Source organism: Gemmobacter serpentinus, from assembly GCF_008973825.1.
In the GTDB taxonomy this organism is placed as follows: Bacteria; Pseudomonadota; Alphaproteobacteria; order Rhodobacterales; family Rhodobacteraceae; genus Gemmobacter; species Gemmobacter serpentinus.
In genome coordinates, this window is sequence record NZ_WCHR01000018.1 from 211,417 (window position 1) to 229,383 (window position 17,967).

General features: G+C 63.6%; 15 protein-coding genes and 1 riboswitch. Of the genes, 13 read left to right on the forward strand and 2 right to left on the reverse strand.

All coding sequences use genetic code 11. The features are described 5' to 3' along the window. Positions 1-2: 2 nt before the first annotated feature. Both GBJ34_RS12050 and pcaB read left to right on the forward strand, forming a co-directional pair. Positions 3-839, forward strand: coding sequence for a BKACE family enzyme (locus GBJ34_RS12050; RefSeq protein WP_151719524.1), 837 nt, complete (start codon positions 3-5; stop codon positions 837-839). Between the two features lie 73 nt (positions 840-912). Beyond that, positions 913-2,241 (forward strand): 3-carboxy-cis,cis-muconate cycloisomerase, encoded by a 1,329-nt coding sequence (pcaB, locus tag GBJ34_RS12055; RefSeq protein WP_151719525.1) that lies wholly within the window; start codon positions 913-915, stop codon positions 2,239-2,241. A gap of 71 nt (positions 2,242-2,312) precedes the next feature. Here the strand turns inward: pcaB and GBJ34_RS12060 are convergent, their stop codons facing one another. Then, positions 2,313-3,185, reverse strand: a complete 873-nt coding sequence (locus tag GBJ34_RS12060; protein ID WP_151719526.1) for a glycosyltransferase family 2 protein — start codon at positions 3,183-3,185, stop codon at positions 2,313-2,315. A 176-nt stretch (positions 3,186-3,361) separates the two neighbouring features. Between GBJ34_RS12060 and miaB the strand changes: the two genes are divergently transcribed. From miaB to metK, 8 genes are all read left to right on the forward strand, one after another. Further along, positions 3,362-4,687: a tRNA (N6-isopentenyl adenosine(37)-C2)-methylthiotransferase MiaB gene (miaB, locus tag GBJ34_RS12065; protein ID WP_151719527.1), complete on the forward strand. Its 1,326-nt coding sequence runs from the start codon at positions 3,362-3,364 to the stop codon at positions 4,685-4,687. A 180-nt stretch (positions 4,688-4,867) separates the two neighbouring features. Continuing rightward, a complete protein-coding gene (locus GBJ34_RS12070) occupies positions 4,868-5,431 on the forward strand; it encodes an OmpA family protein (RefSeq protein WP_318843227.1) in 564 nt (187 codons plus the stop codon). Between the two features lie 5 nt (positions 5,432-5,436). Next, positions 5,437-5,796: a hypothetical protein gene (locus GBJ34_RS12075; RefSeq protein ID WP_151719528.1), complete on the forward strand. Its 360-nt coding sequence runs from the start codon at positions 5,437-5,439 to the stop codon at positions 5,794-5,796. A 239-nt stretch (positions 5,797-6,035) separates the two neighbouring features. Then, positions 6,036-7,052, forward strand: a complete 1,017-nt coding sequence (locus GBJ34_RS12080) for a PhoH family protein (RefSeq protein WP_192931204.1) — start codon at positions 6,036-6,038, stop codon at positions 7,050-7,052. A 78-nt stretch (positions 7,053-7,130) separates the two neighbouring features. Then, positions 7,131-7,661, forward strand: coding sequence for an rRNA maturation RNase YbeY (gene ybeY / locus GBJ34_RS12085; RefSeq protein WP_151719530.1), 531 nt, complete (start codon positions 7,131-7,133; stop codon positions 7,659-7,661). A 21-nt stretch (positions 7,662-7,682) separates the two neighbouring features. Beyond that, positions 7,683-8,615 (forward strand): transporter associated domain-containing protein, encoded by a 933-nt coding sequence (locus tag GBJ34_RS12090; protein WP_151719531.1) that lies wholly within the window; start codon positions 7,683-7,685, stop codon positions 8,613-8,615. Beyond that, the gene (lnt, locus tag GBJ34_RS12095; protein ID WP_151719532.1) at positions 8,615-10,078 is read left to right on the forward strand and encodes an apolipoprotein N-acyltransferase; all 1,464 of its coding nucleotides are present in this window, start codon (positions 8,615-8,617) and stop codon (positions 10,076-10,078) included. The genes GBJ34_RS12090 and lnt overlap by 1 nt, the downstream gene beginning before the upstream one ends. 35 nt (positions 10,079-10,113) lie before the next feature. Beyond that, a riboswitch (SAM-SAH riboswitch) is annotated at positions 10,114-10,161 on the forward strand. A 7-nt stretch (positions 10,162-10,168) separates the two neighbouring features. After that, complete coding sequence (gene metK, locus GBJ34_RS12100) at positions 10,169-11,335, forward strand: methionine adenosyltransferase (RefSeq protein WP_151719533.1); 1,167 nt, start codon at positions 10,169-10,171, stop codon at positions 11,333-11,335. 417 nt (positions 11,336-11,752) lie between these two features. Here metK and betC read toward each other — a convergent pair whose 3' ends face one another. Next, positions 11,753-13,261 carry a choline-sulfatase gene (betC, locus tag GBJ34_RS12105; RefSeq protein WP_151719534.1) on the reverse strand — a complete coding sequence of 503 codons (1,509 nt, stop codon included), beginning with the start codon at positions 13,259-13,261 and terminating at the stop codon, positions 11,753-11,755. 93 nt (positions 13,262-13,354) lie between these two features. On the opposite strand from betC, the gene GBJ34_RS12110 reads away from it, so the two are divergent. The 3 genes from GBJ34_RS12110 (at position 13,355) to GBJ34_RS12120 (ending at position 17,966) form a co-directional block, all read left to right on the forward strand. Then, a complete protein-coding gene (locus GBJ34_RS12110) occupies positions 13,355-14,224 on the forward strand; it encodes a LysR family transcriptional regulator (RefSeq protein WP_151719535.1) in 870 nt (289 codons plus the stop codon). 80 nt (positions 14,225-14,304) lie between these two features. Next, a complete protein-coding gene (locus GBJ34_RS12115) occupies positions 14,305-16,278 on the forward strand; it encodes a CocE/NonD family hydrolase (RefSeq protein WP_151719536.1) in 1,974 nt (657 codons plus the stop codon). 101 nt (positions 16,279-16,379) lie between these two features. Then, positions 16,380-17,966 (forward strand): ABC transporter substrate-binding protein, encoded by a 1,587-nt coding sequence (locus GBJ34_RS12120; RefSeq protein ID WP_151719537.1) that lies wholly within the window; start codon positions 16,380-16,382, stop codon positions 17,964-17,966. Position 17,967 lies beyond the last annotated feature (1 nt).

The following is a 17,967-nucleotide window of genomic DNA, read 5'->3' on the forward strand; positions in this document are numbered from 1 at the left end:
CCATGACCAACCCTTGCATCCTCTGCGTGGCGATCACCGGCTCTCTGCCGACCAAGGCCAACAATCCGGCGGTGCCGATCTCGATCTCGGAACAGATCGAGTCGACGCAGGAGGCTTTCGAGGCCGGGGCCAGCATCGCGCATTGCCATGTGCGCGATGATGCCGGCGCGCCATCCTCGGACCCGGAGCGATTTGCGCGGTTGATGGAAGGGTTGAAAACCCATTGCCCGGGCCTGATCATCCAGCTTTCCACTGGTGGACGGTCCGGCGCGGGCCGCACGAGGGGCGGTATGCTGCCCCTCGCGCCGGACATGGCCTCGCTTTCGGTGGGGTCAAACAATTTCCCGACGCGGGTCTATGAGAACCCGCCCGATCTGGTGGATTGGCTGGCCTCCGAAATGCTGACCTATGCGGTCAAGCCCGAGATCGAGGCCTTCGATCTTTCGCATATCGTGCAGGCCGCCACGATGCAGCGCGACGGGCGGCTGAAGGGGCCGCTTTATGTGCAATTCGTGATGGGCGTGAAGAATGCGATGCCCGCGGATGAGCCGATCCTGGATTTCTATATCGAGACGCTGAAGCGGCTGGCCCCCGATGCCCAATGGTGCGCGGCGGGGATCGGGGCGGCACAGGTGACGGTAAATGAATGGGCGATCCGCAAGGGCGGCCATACCCGCACTGGCATGGAAGACAATGTGCGACTGGATCGCGACCGGCTTGCGCCCTCCAATGCGGCGCTGGTGCGCCGCGCGGCCGACCTCTGCACGCAATATGCGCGCCCGGTTGCCACCTGGCAGCAGGCGCGCCAGATCCTGGGTCTGGCCATGCCTGCGGTCTGACCGCTGGCTTTACCGACCGCCTTGACGCATGGCATATCCTGCCGCGCCCGCCCATTCCAAAAAAGGCCCCGCCATGCCCGCATCCGCCGCCGACAGCGCGCTTTATCGTCGCCTGTTTTCCGATGACGAAACTGCTGCCCTGTTCACCGACAGCGCCGAGATCCGCGCCATGCTGCTGGTTGAAGGTGCCTTGGCGCGCGTGCAGGGGGAGATCGGGCTGATCCCGGCCGAGGCTGCGGCCTTTATCGATCGCTCATCTCGCGAGGTGCAGATCGATCCTTCGGCTCTGGCGCTGGAAACCGCCACCAATGGCGTGCCGGTGCCGGCCCTCGTCACCGCCTTCCGCAAGGCGATGGAAGCCCCGGATCAGGCGCAGTATCTGCATTGGGGGGCCACCTCGCAGGATATCATGGATACCGCGTTGGCGCTGCGGCTGCGCCGGGTGACTGCTTTGTGGGAGGCCCGGCTTGTCGCGCTGCTGCAGGCGCTTGGGCGGTTGGCTGCAGATCACGCAGAGCTGCCGATGGCCGCGCGCACCTATGGCCAGGCCGCGACCCCCACCAGTTTCGGCGCGGTCGTGGCGGGCTGGGGCCAGCCCTTGCTGCGCCACCGTGCGCGGCTGGCAGAACTGGCACCGGGGCTTGCGACCGTCTCGCTGGGGGGGGCGGCGGGGACACTGGCCGCGATGGGACCGGAGGGGCCTGCGGTGCGCGCGGCCTTGGCAAAGGCGCTGGATCTGGCCGATCCCGGCCAGTCCTGGCATAGTGAGCGGGACCGGATCGCGGGCTTTGCCGCATGGATGGCGGGGCTCTGCGGCAGCCTTGGCAAGATCGGCGAGGATCTGATCCTGATGGCGCAATCCGGCATCGGCGAGGTTGCGATTGCCGGGGCAGGGGGGTCATCCACCATGCCGCAGAAACAGAACCCGGTTGGCCCTTCGGTTCTGGTGGCGCTGGCGCATCAGACCGCCGGGCTTTCGGCCATGATGCAGGGCGCGATGCTGCATCGTCAGCAGCGCGACGGGGCGGCCTGGTTCACAGAATGGCTGACCCTGCCGCAGCTGTGCATCTCTACCGGCCGGGCCCTGGCACTGGCGCTGGATCTGGCCGGGCGCATCGCGCCGGTGCCGCAGGCCATGGCGCACGGGCTGAAGGACGGTTATGGCCTGATCCATGCCGAGGCGCTGTCCTTCGCATTGGCCCGCCACCTGCCGCGCCCCGAGGCGCAGGCCCGCATCAAGGCGCTGTGTTCCGAGGCCGCCGCGACCCAAACGCCGCTGCCCGTGCTGTTCGCGCGCGATTTCCCGGATCTGGATGCAAATGGCACCGCGAGCCTTGGCACGGCGCCAGCCGATGCACGGGCCTTTGCGGCATTGGCCCTTGCCATCTCGGCAGGTGCCTAGCCGCGGCGAGGCCATGCCATGAAAGGGGCCTCGCTATGACAGGGGGCCGCTGACAGGGGCCGCGCCGCGCCCTAGAACCACTGGCCGGGCTCCATCAGCCCCAGATCCATCAACTGTTGGCTGTGCCACAGAAATTCCGTGCTGTTATGCCAGCGGAAATTGTGGATGTCATAGCGCGAGCCGGGGTTGGTGGTCAGCGCCTTGGCGACGCGGAAGCTGCAGATGCAGGCTGTCAGGTTGTGGTGCCAGGGGCAGGCATAGGTGTTGTATTCTTCATTGTTGAAGGTGAAATCGGGCCGCAGCAAAAGGCCCGGCGCGCTTCTGAACAGCGAGATGCGGTCGATCTTGCGCTTTGTCCAGGTGACATGCTCCTCGAAGCGCCAGCGCAACCCGCCAAAGAAGTCCAGCTGGCGCTCGCGCGGTTCCCAGTCACGGTCGGGGTCCTTGCGGGTCAGCGCGTAATAGCCGGAACGATCCAGATGCGCATCTTCAAGCGACACGGCATTGCGGTGGCGGCTCAGATCGCCGGCATAGAGGTCGATTACATAGCTCAGCATCGCGTCGCGGCGTTCTTCCGTGTGGAAGGCCAGCAGATCGCGCACCGTCCGTGTCTCGCAGAACGGGAAGAACAGGTATTCGGCATTGTAGCAGTAATACAGCCATGTGCCGGGCGGGGCTGCGGCATTGATCGTATTGACCGCGTTGTTCAGCGCATCGTCCTGATGGGCGTCATGGCGGATGCGGTGCAGCCGCGCCTCCAGTTCGGCCGGGATGACCAGATCGGCATCGGCAAACAGCAGCAGCGTCGGAAAGCCGCTGTCGAGGTGATGGCGGATCGTGGTGTCGACTTCCACATGATCTTCGACGAAGATCATGGCCACCGGCCCCTTGGCCAGCACATCACGCCCCTGCGTGGTGAATTCGGCCAGTCCATCATAGCGCATCGTGATCTTGCCTGCTTTCGTTTGTCCCGCAGCATTGGGCATGGCGGGGCGGTTTGCAAGCCACCCAAACCGCCCCGCCATGCCCAGGCATCTGCAAACCAGCAGTAATGCCTGTCCGGTTGCGGGCAAAGCGGGTTTTCGCTAAAACGCCCGCTTAGCCAAAGGGGCCGCCATCGATGACCGACATCACCCAAACGCCGAAAAAGCTGTTCATCAAGACCTATGGGTGCCAGATGAACGTCTATGACAGCGAGCGCATGGCCGAGGCCCTGGGCACCAAGGGCTATGTCACCACCGAAAATGCCGATGAGGCGGATATGGTGTTGCTGAATACCTGTCATATCCGGGAAAAGGCGGCGGAAAAGGTCTATTCCGATCTGGGGCGGCTGCGGCCGCTGAAACAGGCCAAGCCGGATCTGAAGATCGGGGTGGCGGGCTGTGTGGCGCAGGCCGAAGGGGCCGAGATCCTGCGGCGGATGCCGCTGGTCGATCTGGTCGTCGGGCCGCAAAGCTATCACCGTCTGCCCGAAATGGTCGAAGCCGACGGCAAGGTGATCGACACCGACTTTCCCGAAGAAGACAAGTTTGAACATCTGCCGGCGCGCAAGGCGCTGCGCGGCCCGACCGCCTTTCTGACGGTGCAGGAAGGCTGCGACAAGTTCTGCGCCTTCTGCGTGGTGCCCTATACGCGCGGAGCCGAGGTCAGCCGCCCGGTGAAGCGCCTGCTGACCGAGGCACGCGACCTGGTTTCGCGCGGGGTGCGCGAGATCACGCTGCTGGGTCAGAACGTCAACGGCTATCACGGCGAGGGCGAGGGGGGCGGCTGGACCCTGGGCCGTCTGATCCGGGAAATGGCCGAGATCGACGGGCTGGAGCGGCTGCGCTATACGACCAGTCACCCTAATGACATGGATGACGATCTGATCGCCGCGCATGGCGATGTGCCGCAGTTGATGCCCTATCTGCACCTGCCGGTGCAATCGGGGTCAGACCGCATCCTGAAAGCGATGAACCGCAAGCACACGGCAGAGCAATATCTGCGTCTGATCGAGCGGATCCGTGCCGCGCGGCCCGATATCCTGCTGTCCTCGGATTTCATCGTGGCCTTCCCCGGTGAGACCGATCAGGACTTTGCCGATACCATGGCGCTCATCCGCGAAGTGCATTACGGCGCGGCCTTCAGCTTCAAATATTCCGCCCGCCCCGGCACGCCTGCGGCGGAAAAGCCCGAACTGCCTGGCGAGGTGGGCGATGCCCGCCTGCAGGAATTGCAGGCGCTGATCACCAGCCAGCAGCGCGCATCCCAAGAGGCGATGGTCGGGCGTGAGGTGGGCGTGCTTTATGAAAAGCCCGGTCGCTTGCCCGGTCAGATGGTCGGCAAATCCGACCATCTTCATGCGGTGCATGTGCATGACCCGGCTGGCAAGGCGGGCGATCTGGTGCGTGTCCGCATCACGGCCTCGTCGACGAATTCGCTCGCGGGGGAGAGAATCAGCGGCTGAGCGGCTGTTTCCAATTTTCAACCAAAGGCAGGTTTCTTGCTGACTTTGGCGTCGCCACGCAACAATTGGTGGGTCCAGTCATCCGGGCCCCATATATTTTGCTTTACATCATAATTGAGTGACGTCATTGCTCATTCTAATAATATCAAGTCACTTGGGTGAGATAGAGGGAGCTGCGACGTGGAACGTTTTTCCAAAGCAGTGCGGGTAATGGTCGGGGGGCTTGCAATTGCGGTCGGGCTTGCGGGCGCTGCCAGCGCGCAAAACGCCCCAGAGATTGCCGGTCGCATCGACTGGGGCGTCTGGGTCGATGACGATGGCTGTATGCACTGGTGGGCTGATGGCGGGGTCGAAGGCTATATGCTGGACCGCGTGAACCCGAAGACCGGCAAGCCAGTCTGCCTGAAGCGCAATACCTGCCTTGTGCAAAATACCGATACGCTGTTCGCGACCGACAGCCACAAGCTGACCGCCTCGGGCCGCTCTTACCTGCAGCAGTTCTTCAGCCAGGCGGGGGCCTTCGGATATGCCGTTTACGGCCATACCGACAGCCGTGCCTCGGATGAATACAACATGAAGCTGTCGCAGCGCCGCGCCAAGGCCGTGGCCGATGTGGCCCGTTCGGTCGGTGCCATGGTCGAGCGTGAGATCGGCTTTGGTGAGCGTGAGCCGATCGCGTCGAACAGCACTGCCGCAGGTATGCAGCAGAATCGTCGCGTCGAAGTCGTCTGCTACCGGTGGTGATCAACATGATGAAATTCATTCCGGGCCTTGCCCTTCTGTCCGTCACCGTTCTGGCAGGCTGCGTCGAAGGGGTCACCCCCTATGTGCAAAGCCCTGACACCGTGATCGCCACTGCGCATGACCGCGGCTGGGACAACAAGGCGCTCGCGCCGGGGGGCGGCGGGATTGCCTATGACCCCGATGGCTGCCAGGGCTGGATCATCGATGATGGTGTCGAAGGCTATTCGGGCCGCCGCTTCGATCCGGTCTCGGGTCTGCCGGTCTGCAACAACCATTACCCGCCGGGGACGGTGCTGCGGAACTACCAGACCATGGATGCGGGCATCCGGGACTATGTGCCCCATGCGGGCAAACGCACCCGCTGATCTGGTCAGATCGCGCAAAGTTTACGCAAAGGCCGCGCATCGTCGCGGCCTTTTGCTTTCATGATGTGGTGTGACCTGCCTTCGCGTGATCGATATCTTGTGGGTCGCTGTGACCTATTTGTCCATTCTTTGGGCAATGACGCGAAAATACCTGCCGAGCGTGCAGCTTTGTCTTGTTTCCTTAACCATCCAGGCGCAGATTCAAAGGTAGAAGCCCTCCAGCCGCAAAGGAAATCCCCTTGGGCATCAGTGCGCTGACCCCCCCGACCCGTTCCGAGGATGTCGTTGAAACTCTGCTGGAATTTCCCGACAATCGCCTTCTGATCGATCTGTGTGGCGAATATGACCGCAATCTTGCGCAGATCGAGCATCAGATGGGTGTCCATATCCTGCGGCGTGGCAACCGATTGGCGGTCATTGGCGACAAGGGCACCCGAGAGCAGGCCGCAGCCGTATTGCGCGCGCTTTATGCCCGGCTTGAGGCCGGACGCGCGGTGAATGCAGGCGATATCGAAGGCGCAATCCGCATGGGAACCCCGATGCCGGACCTGTCCCGCGCTGGCGGAGAGCAGATCGAGATGTTCACCCCGGGCAGCGTGGAATTGCGCACCCGCAAGAAGCCGATCGAACCCCGGACCGAGGCGCAGAAGGCCTATGTGGCCAATCTCTTCGCCAATGAGCTGGGTTTTGGCATCGGGCCTGCGGGCACCGGCAAGACCTATCTGGCGGTGGCGGTCGGTGTGACCATGTTCATCGGTGGCATGGTGGAACGCATCATCCTGTCGCGCCCGGCTGTTGAGGCGGGCGAACGTCTGGGCTTCCTGCCCGGCGATATGAAGGAAAAAGTCGATCCCTATATGCAGCCGCTTTATGATGCGCTGAACGACTTCCTGCCGGCGAAACAGGTGCAGAAGCTCATGGAGGAAAAGCGCATCGAGATCGCGCCGCTGGCCTTCATGCGTGGGCGCACGCTGTCCAACGCATTCGTCGTGCTGGACGAGGCGCAGAACGCCACGACCATGCAGATGAAGATGTTCCTGACCCGTCTGGGTGAGGGATCGCGTATGGTCATTACCGGCGACCGCACGCAGGTCGACCTGCCGCGCGGCGTGCCGAGCGGCTTGCAGGATGCCGAACGCATTCTGGCCGGGGTGAAAGGCGTCAGCTTCAACTACTTCACCTCGAAAGATGTGGTGCGCCATCCGCTGGTCGCCCGCGTCATCGAGGCCTATGAGCGCGACGAGGCCAAGGGCTGAACGCGGTGCGGGGGCGGTTTGCACGCCCCCGCATTTTCGTCATTTGCGCGGGGGGCACCTTGGCGCTATGACGCTGGCATGAGCGACATATTGGACATCGTGATCGAAGACGACCGCTGGCAGGCCTTTGGTCTGGAGGCTGTTGCGATGCGCGCCGTATCCGCGACCCTGCCGCATCTTGGGCTGGATCCTGCGCTGTTCCAGATCGTGGTCATGGGCTGTGATGATGCCCGCATCACTGAGCTGAACGGCAATTTTCGCGACAAGGCCAAGCCCACAAATGTTCTCAGCTGGCCATCCGAGGAACGCGGTGCCGAATATGTTGGCGAGGTGCCAGAGCCACCGGAGCCGGGCAGCCCGGACGACCCCGCCCCCTTGGGCGATATCGCCATCGCCTGGGAGACCTGTGCGCGGGAAGCCGCCGAACAGGATAAATCCGTTAACGACCATGTCACACATCTTCTGATACATGCGATTCTGCATCTGCTCGGCTATGACCATATCGAAGACGAGGATGCGGAGCTGATGGAAGCGACCGAGCGACAAATCCTTGCATCGCTTGGCATTGCGGACCCATATGGGGATGATCCCCAGAATGGGATGATTTGAGAGGCTTGGGTAGAAGGACCGATGGGCAGTAGTTTCGAAGGATCGTCAGAGGCGCAACCGGCATCTTCGGGGGCAAATACGGAAGAGGGAGACTCTCCCGAGGCGGAGCAGAAAGGGTTTTTCGGGCGCATCCTTTCCGCCTTTTCCGCCGCAGATCCACCCGCCCCATCGGAGCCGGAGGCGCGCCCCGCTGCCGCTCTGCCGCAGCTTCCGGGCCTTGCCAATCTTCGCAAGCTGCGCGTCGATGACGTTGCCTTGCCCAAGGTCGATATCGCGGCGGTGCCGCTCGATATCGGCAAGGACGAGCTGGTCGAGGTGTTCCGCGCCCAGGGGTTTTCCCGTCTGCCGGTCTACAAGGGCACGCTGGACCATCCGCAGGGCCTTGTGCTGCTGAAGGATCTGGCGCTGCAGCACGGGTTTGGTGCGGGTGGGCGGTTCAGCCTGAAGCGCCTGTTGCGACCCATCCTTTATGTGCCGCCGTCGATGCCGCTGCATGTGCTACTGCAGAAGATGCAGAAGGAGCGTGTGCATATGGCCCTTGTCATTGATGAATATGGCGGCGTTGACGGACTGGTGACCATCGAGGACCTGATCGAGACGGTAATCGGCGAGATCGACGACGAACATGACGACGACACCGACGCGCTGTGGAAGCTGGAGGCACCGGGCGTCTGGCTGATCCAGTCCACCGCGCCGCTGGATGAGGTCGAGGCCGAAATCGGTGTGAAACTGCGCACCGGCGAAGATGACGAGGATATCGACACGCTGGGCGGGCTGGTTTTTCTGCGCACCGGCCGGGTGCCCGGGCGCGGCGAGATCGTGCCGCATGAAAGCGGCGCCGAGTTCGAAATCGTCGATGCCGATCCGCGTCGTATCAAGAAGCTGCGGCTGCGACTGGCCCCGGCGCGCGACACTGTCGCGGAAGAACTGGCTGACGGGGCCGGAACGGAGTGATGCGCCGCCTGATCCGCGATCTTGGCCCCGCCTTCGGGCTGGGCCTGCTCGCGGCGGCGGGGCAGGCCCCGCTCAGCCTGTGGTGGATTGCTTTGCCTGCCTTTGCCGGGATCATCGCGCAGATTGCGGCCGCGGATCGCGCGCGAAAGGCAGGCTGGCGGGCATGGGCGGCGGGCGCCGGCTACTTTGGTGCGAGCCTCAGCTGGATTGTGCAGCCTTTTCTGGTGGAACCCGAGGTCTATGGCTGGATGGTGCCCTTTGCGCTGATCGGCATGGCGGGCGGGCTTGCCCTGTTCTGGGCCTTGGCCGGATGGCTTGCGCAGCGCCTGCATGGCGGGGCCCTGGGCTTTGCTGCCGCCCTCACCGCGTTGGAGGCCCTGCGTGGTGAGGTGCTGACCGGCTTTCCCTGGGCGCAACCCGGCCATATCTGGATCGACAGCCCGGTGGGGCAGGCCGCGGCCTTTGTCGGTGCCAATGGCCTGACCCTGCTGACGCTGTTCGCGGCAGCCCTTCCGGTGGTCTGGCATGGGCGCGGCATCGCCCAGATGGCGCTGCTGATTGCCGCGGTCTATTTGGGCGGTGCGCTGCGGTTGGCGGAGCCGAACCCCGCGCCGACCGGGCTGACCTTCCGGCTGGTGCAGCCCAATGCTGAACAGCATCTGAAATGGGACCCCGATCAGGCCGAACGTCTCTATCAGCTGCTGACACTGCGCACAGCCGAGGCCCCGCGTCCCGATCTGGTGATCTGGCCGGAAACCTCGTTGCCCTATCTCTATGATCCGCAGGGCCAGGCGATTTCGGGCGTCGCCTATGCGGCGGCCGGGGTGCCGGTTGCGATGGGGGTGCAGCGGCTGGAAGGAGAGGCTGCCTTCAACAGCCTTGCGGTGATGGGCGCGGATGGGCGCGAATCTGCGCTTTATGACAAGGCGCATCTGGTGCCCTTTGGCGAATACATGCCCTTCGGCGAGGTTTTGCATGAATGGTTCGGCCTGCGGGCTTTTGCCGCAAGGCAGGGCTTTGGCTATGCCGCAGGGCCCGGGCCGCGTGTGCTCGACCTCGGGCACCTTGGCCGCGTCCTGCCCCTGATCTGCTATGAGGCCGTCTTCCCGCGCGAGGTGAACGCGGTGGCAGAACGCCCCGACTGGCTGCTGCATGTCACCAATGACGCTTGGTTCGGCACGCTGACCGGGCCGTTCCAGCACGCGGCACAGGCCAGGCTTCGGGCCGTGGAACAAGGGCTTCCACTGGTGCGGGTGGCCAATACCGGCGTCACGCAGATGGTGGATGCGCGCGGTCAGATCACCGCTGCCCTGCCCTTTGGCGCTGAGGGCGCGCTGGATGCGGCGCTGCCCGGTGCCCTGCCGCCGACCCCCTATCATCGCTTCGGCGAGACGGCTTTTCTCTTGTTGCTTGCGGGCCTCGTATTGTTGACGATTTGGCAACAAAGATTGCGGCAGGCTTGACGCATCGCCGAACGCGGCGTAACCCCGATTTCATCGAACCGTCACAACGGCTTCCTGGCGTGACGGGGATAAACAACGGAGCACTTCCCAATGAGCAGACTTGATTATGTATTCACCTCGGAATCCGTCTCCGAGGGGCACCCCGACAAGGTGTGCGACCGCATTTCCGATGCCGTTCTTGATGCCTTCCTGACCGTCGAACCCAATGCGCGCGTGGCCTGCGAAACCTTCGCCACCACCAACCGTGTGGTTGTCGGCGGTGAGGTCGGCCTGTCCGACAAGAAGGAACTGCGCGAGATGCTCGGCAGCGTCGAACAGATCGTGCGCGATTGCGTGAAGGATATCGGCTACGAGCAGGACGAGTTCCACTGGAACACGCTGAAGGTGAAGAACCACCTGCACAAGCAATCTGCCCATATCGCGCAGGGCGTGGACCGTGACGGGGCGGGCGACCAGGGCATCATGTTCGGCTATGCTTGCCGCGAGACGCCGGAACTGATGCCGGCACCGATCCAGTATAGCCATGCCATCCTGCGCCGTCTGGCCGAGGTGCGCAAATCCGGCCAGGAGCCGACGCTGCGCCCTGATGCCAAGTCGCAACTGTCGCTGCGCTATGAAGGCGGCAAGCCGGTCGAGGTGACCTCGATCGTGCTCTCGACCCAGCATGAAAGCGAAAGCCAGAGCTCGGACGATATCCGCGCCATCGTGGAACCCTATATCCGCGAAGTGCTGCCCTCGGGCTGGATCACCGATAAGACCGAATGGTGGGTCAACCCGACCGGCACTTTCGTGATCGGCGGCCCCGATGGCGATGCAGGCCTGACCGGCCGCAAGATCATCGTGGACACCTATGGTGGCGCGGCTCCGCATGGCGGGGGTGCCTTCTCGGGCAAGGACCCAACCAAGGTGGACCGATCGGCCGCCTATGCCGCGCGCTATCTGGCTAAGAATGTGGTGGCCGCAGGCCTCGCGGATCGCTGCACGCTGCAGGTCAGCTATGCCATTGGTGTGGCCAAGCCGCTGTCGATCTATGTCGATACCCATGGCACCGGACAGGTGGATGAGGCGACGATTGAACGCGCTGTCGCAGAGGTCATGGACCTGACGCCGCGCGGCATCCGCGAACATCTGCAACTGAACCGCCCGATCTATGCCCGCACCTCGGCCTATGGCCATTTCGGTCGCGCGCCGGAGGCCGACGGCGGCTTCAGCTGGGAAAAGACCGATCTGATCGAGGCGCTGAAAAAAGCGATCTGATCAGGGGGGCCTTTGTCGAGGGCATCGAACCCCCGCCAAAGGCGTTGCCACGGACAGCTGAGGCCCGGTCGCGATGACCGGGCCTTTGCATTTGCGGCGGTGGTAGAATGAGTATTTGGGCAAGCAGCAAAGCGGTAACGGATTGCTAACCCTTCTGTGTCAGGGTTGTCCTGCGGAACAGGGGGGAGCCCCGATGACCGTCAAGCAGCAAAGCCGCCCCGGCGCCGTGTGAAGCGCTCACATGGGTTGAAACAAGACCCCGTGCCGCCGGGGCGCATCCCTGTCTTTGCTGATTGCACAAATACTCCCGCCGGAGGCATCCCGAGACATGGCGCTTTGCGCCATGTCGAGAGGAAAATCTTGCGCCGCAGGCGCACCTTATACCTGGTCCTGCAAGCCGTGGATCTGCTGGCCGCGCTATTCGCCGCGTGGAAAGCGTTTGCTGTCTTCCAGCACGTTCAGGTCCATATGGTTGCGCATATAGCGTTCCGATGCTGCGCGCAGGGGCTGATAGTCCCATGGGAAATAGCTGCCATTGCGCAGCGCCTCGTAGACCACCCAGCGGCGGGCCTGGCTTTCGCGCACCTCGGCATCATAGCGCGCCAGATCCCAGCGGGCATCAGACATGGCGCGGAAGCGGGCAAGCGTTGCGGCATGGGCGGGAGCGGTAGCGAGATTCACCCGCTCTTCCTGGTCGGCCTCAAGATCGAACAGCTGCTCCGGGTCGGCAAGGCAGCGGGTATATTTCCAGCGGCCTTCCCGCAGGCAGACCAGCGGGGTGATGCTGCCCTCAGCCGCATATTCCATCGCGACGGGGCTGGTGCGGTCAAAGCCCTTCGCCAGCGGCACGAGGCTTTCGCCATCGGTCCAGGGCAGCACCTCGGCCATCGAGACCCCCGCCAGATCGCAAAGCGTGGGCGTCACATCAATGGTGCAGACCGGGGTTTCCACCAGCCCGGGTTCCAGCCCCGGCGCCGCGATCATCAGCGGCACGCGAGCCGAACCTTCGAAGAAGTTCATCTTGAACCAGAGGCCGCGTCGCCCCAGCATCTCGCCATGGTCGGAAACGAAGAGGATGATCGCCTCTTGCCGTGTGGCGTCCAGCGTCGCCAGAATCTCGCCGATCTTGTCATCGACATAGGAGATGTTGGCGAAATAGCCCTGCCTTGCGCGGCGGATATGCTCCGGCGTGACCTCCAGCCCGCGCCAGTCGCAGGCATCCATCAGGCGCTTTGAGTGCGGATCCATCGCCTCATAATCCAGCGCCTCGGGGGGCTCCAGATGGGCGCAATCCGCGTAAAGATCCCAATATTTGCGCCGCGCCACGAATGGGTCATGCGGATGGGTGAAGCTGGCGCACAGCGCCCAGGGCCTTGCATCGCCGCCGCGTGACAGATCGTAAAGTTTCTGCACCGTCTGGAAGCAGACATCGTCGTCATATTCCAGTTGATTGGTGATCTCGGCCATGCCCGCGCCGGTGACCGAGCCGAGATTGTGATACCACCAGTCGATCCGCTCTCCCGGTTTGCGGTAATCCGGGGTCCAGCCAAAATCGGCCGGGTAGATATCGGTGGTCAGGCGTTGCTCAAACCCGTGCAACTGGTCGGGTCCGACGAAATGCATCTTGCCTGAAAGGGCCGTCTGATACCCGGCGCGGCGCAGGTGATGGGCAAAGGTCGGGATGTCGGAGGTGAATTCGGCGGCATTGTCATAGACGCGGGTGCGGCGCGGCAACTGCCCGGACATGAAGCTGGCGCGGGCCGGGGCACAAAGTGGCGAGGCGGTATAGGCATTGGCAAAGCGCACCGACCGCGCGGCCAGCCGCTTCAGATTGGGCGCGTGCAGCCAGTCGGCAGGGCCATCCGGGAACAGGGTTCCGGTCAGCTGATCCACCATCAGGATGAGAATATTGGGCCGATCCGTCATCACCTGCCGCCTTTCGCTTCACCCAGTATTGAAAACCGATATGGTGTTCATAGAAAAGACGGGGATTTTCGATGTTTTGCATCAGTTCTGTTTATGCAACTTGATCCGGCGGCCTTGCGGGTGATCGAGGCGGTGGCACGCCATGGCACGCTGACACGGGCTGGCGCGGCGCTTGGCCTCAGCCAGCCTGCGATCAGCTATCAGTTGCGCCGGGCCGAAGATTACCTTGGCGTTGTCCTGTTCACCCGTTCGCGGGCGGGGTGTCAGCCTACGCCTGCGGGCGAAGTGCTGCTGCGCGATCTGCTGCCTGCATTGGCGCAGATCGATGCGGCCTTGGCCGAGGTGCAGGCGATGGCGCGGGCACCTGCGCTGCGCATCCTGACCGATTTCGGCTTTGCCGGGCTGTGGCTGATGCCGCGTCTGGCGCGATTCCGGGCGCTTCACCCGGAAATCGAGGTGCAGATCACGGCCGCCCAGGACAGCCGCAATCCGCGCCCGGGCGAGGTTGCGATCCGCTTTGCCCGAACCGGCGATCTGCAAGGCTGGCTCTGGATGCCGGAACGGGTGGTGCCGGTCTGCGCACCCGACTGTGCGCCGGGCCTTGCGGGGGATCCGCGGCCCGAGGCGCTGGCCCAGGCGGTGCTGTTGCACATCGACGCGCCGCCGGAGGTGCGTTGGCTGACATGGCCGGGGTGGTTTGCCCGCCATGGGTTGTCGCGGCCGCGCCGTGCGGCGGAGCTTGGGTTGAACACCTACGAATTCGTGGTGCAGGCGGTGCTGGCGGGGCAGGGCGTGGCGCTTGGCTGGCGACCGCTGATCGATCCGCATCTGGCCAGCGGCGCGCTGATCGCCCTGGGTGATGAGATCACCACCGAGGGCACCGGCTACTGGATCGAGGCCCCGGGGCCGGAAACCCCGGCCCATCGGATCCTGTTCGACTGGCTGCGCCGCGAACTGGCCTGATCGCGTCACATCCTGTCGCATCACGGCAAGCCGGGCGGGGCGAAGGGCGTAGCCTCTTGGGGTTCAAGCCAGAGGCCGCCATGACCGTAACCCGCACAGATTTCCCCCATAAGTTGATCGAGATCGAGGATCTGCGCATCCCGATGCCGGATGGCGTCACCCTGTCCGCCCGGGTCTGGATGCCCGAGGATGCGAACCGCCATCCGGTGCCCGCGGTGCTGGAATATATCCCTTATCGCAAACGCGATGGCACCACGCCGCGCGATGAGCTGATGCACCCCTATGTGGCGGGCCATGGCTATGCCTGTGTGCGCGTCGATATCCGCGGCAATGGCGATAGCGCGGGCCTGATGCTGGACGAATACAGCCAGCAGGAAATGGACGATGCGCTGGAGGTGATCGGCTTTCTCGCCGCGCAGCCATGGTGCAGCGGCGCGGTGGGGATGATGGGCAAGAGCTGGGGCGGCTTCAACTGCCTGCAAGCGGCCTTCAACGGCCATCCGGCGCTGAAGGCGGTGATCTCGGTCTGCTCGACGTCGGATCGATTTGCCGATGATATCCATTTCAAGGGCGGGTGCCTGCTGGGCGAAAATCTGGGCTGGGGCGCGGTGATGCTGTCGTTTTCGTCGCGCCCTGCCGACCCGCTGCTGCGCCCGGATTGGCGGGCGGATTGGCTGGCCCGGCTGGAGGCGGAGCCATTCCTTGCCCCGGCATGGGCACGCCATCAAAGCCGGGATGCCTATTGGAAACATGGCTCGATCTGCGAGGATTGGGCGCGCATGACCATCCCGGTCCTGAACTTTGGCGGCTGGGCAGACAGTTACCTGAACACGCTGGGTCATGTGATGACCAACCACCCCGGGCTGGGGCAGGGCATCATGGGGCCGTGGGTTCATCAATACCCGCATACGGCGGTGCCGGGGCCGCAGATCGGCTTTCTGCAAGAAGCCGTGCGCTGGTGGGATTGCTGGCTGAAGGGGCACAGCAATGGCGTGGCAGAGGCACCGCGCTACCGCGCCTACATGCTGCATTCGCAGCCGGTTTCGGCGGCTCCAGTTTTCCGCGCCGGTCATTGGGTGGCGGAAGGTGCCTGGCCCAGCCCGCGTGTGACCCCGCAGGTTCACGATCTGGGGGCATTGACCGGGCAGAAAATCTGCACGCCGCAGCATCTGGGCCTGCACGCCGGGGAGTTCTTCCCGATGGGGATGAGTGCGGAACTGCCGGGCGATCAGCGCGGCGAGGATGCGATGTCGGTCTGTCTTGATTTCGATTTGCCCGAGGGGATCGATCTGCTGGGGCGGGCGCGGGTGGAATTGCGCCTGACTTGCGACCAACCCTTCGCGCATCTGATCGCCCGGCTGTGCGATGTGGCACCGGATGGGTCTTCGACCCGGATCAGCCACGGAATGCTCAACCTGCGCCATCGCGACAGCATGGAGCACCCGACCCCCGTGCCGGTGGGCGAGGCGGTCTCGATCAGCCTCGATCTGGACGAGATGGGCTATCGGCTGGCAGCGGGGCATCGGCTGCGGCTGGCGCTGTCGACCACCTATTGGCCCTTCGTCTGGCCCGCCCCGGTTGCCGTGACGCTGACGGTGCAGGGCGGTCGACTGACGCTGCCGCGTCATCAGGGCAGCACGGGCGATGAATGGCAGCCACCCGCCGCAGAGACCGCCCCGGGCTGGAAGCACCGGATGCTGCGACCGGGAAGGTCCATCCGCCGCATCACGCAGGATCTGCTGAGCGGCGAGTGGCTGCTGGAGGTCGAGGAGGATACCGGCGATGCCGAGAACCTGACCCATGGGCTGGTTTCGGGCGAGACGGTGCGCGAGCTGTGGCGCATTCATCCCGATGACCCGCTCTCGGCCCGGGTGGAGATCCGCTATGAACAGCGCCTGTCGCGGGGCGATTGGCAGGTGCGGACCGAGGCGGTTTCAACCCTCGAATCAGCCCCGACGGAATTGCGGCACCATGCCCGGCTGACAGCCTGGGAAGGAGAGACTCAGGCCCTTACGCGCGAGTTTTTCGACAACACCCCGCGCGACCATGTTTAGGAATATTGCGACATGGCGGGCCGAATTTAGCAGTTTACGCAAGCCGCCTTCTGGTCCCATGCTAACGCAAACAGCCAAAGAGCTAGCAGGGAGACGGAAATATGAAGGACGATCTTGCCAGATTGATCGACTGGATCGACGCCGGCGGCATGAGCCGCCGCGGCTTTCTGGGGCGCGCTTCGGCCTTTGGTCTCGCGGCAGCCCTTGGCAGCGCGGTCCTGCCCGGACAGGCCCGCGCCGAGGAACCGAAGAAGGGGGGGATCCTGAAAATCGGCCTTGGCGGTGGCGAAAGCACTGATGCGCTGGACCCGGGGCTGGCCGATGGTCCGGCGGCTTTCAACGTGAACCGGCAATGGGGCGATTGCATCATCGATGTGTCGGCCGAGAAAGAGTTGCAGCCGCGTCTGGCTGAAAGTTTCGACAGCAACGAGGACAGCACGGTCTGGACCTTCAAGATCCGTAAGGGCGTGAAGTTCCATGACGGATCCGAGATGACCGTCGATGACGTGGTGGCCACCTTCAAGCGCCATTCCGACGAGAATGCGAAATCCGGGGCCTATGGCATCATGCAGGGCATCAAGGAGATTTCTGGCGATGGCGAGAATGTCGTTTTCACGCTGTCGACCCCCAATGCCGATCTGCCCTATCTGCTGGCGGACTACCACCTGATCGTGCAGCCTAAGGGCGGTGTCGACAACCCGAATGCCGGCATCGGCACCGGCCCCTACAAGGTGAAGTCCGCCGAGCCTGGTGTGCGTTATGTATTTGAAAAGAATGCGGATGATTGGGATGCCACCCGTGGCCATTATGACGGGGTGGAATTCCTGATCATCAATGACACCACGGCACGGACCGCCGCCCTGCAATCCGGTCAGGTCCATGCGATCAACCGGGTTGATCCCAAGGTCGCAAAATTGCTGTCGCGTGCGCCGGGCGTGCAGGTAAAAAGCGTGGCTGGCCCCGGCCATTACGTCTTCATCATGCATTGCGACAAGGCGCCGTTTGACAATAACGATCTGCGGCTTGCGCTGAAATACGCGATCAACCGGCAGGAACTTGTCGACAAGATTCTGGATGGTTTCGGCTCGGTCGGGAATGACGTGCCGATCAACAGCTCCTACCCGCTGTTCGACGAGGCCCTGCCGCAGCGCGAGTTCTCGCTGGAAAAAGCGGCGGAGCATTACAAGAAATCCGGCCATGACGGCAGCCCGATCGAGCTGATCGTGGCGGATGGTGCCTTCCCCGGCGCGGTGGATGCGGCGGCGCTGTTCCAGGCCTCGGCCACGCAGGCAGGCATTCCGCTGGTCATCAAGCGGGTGCCCGATGATGGCTACTGGTCGGATGTCTGGAACGTCAAACCCTTCTGCGCCAGCTATTGGGGCGGGCGTCCGGTGCAGGATCAGATGTATTCGACGGCTTACCTCTCGACCGCAGACTGGAACGACACCAAGTTCAAGAATGCGGAATTTGACGAGTTGATCCTGGCGGCGCGCGGCGAAACCGATGAGGCCAAGCGCAAGGAAATGTATGCCAAAGCCACCACCATCCTGTGGGAAACCGGCGGTGTGATCTGCCCGATGTTCAACGATTTCGTCGATGGCGTGTCGGAAACCATCGTGGGTTGGGTCGACGATCCGAACCTTGAACTGATGAACGGCTTCATCTCCTCCAAGACCTGGTTCGCCTGAC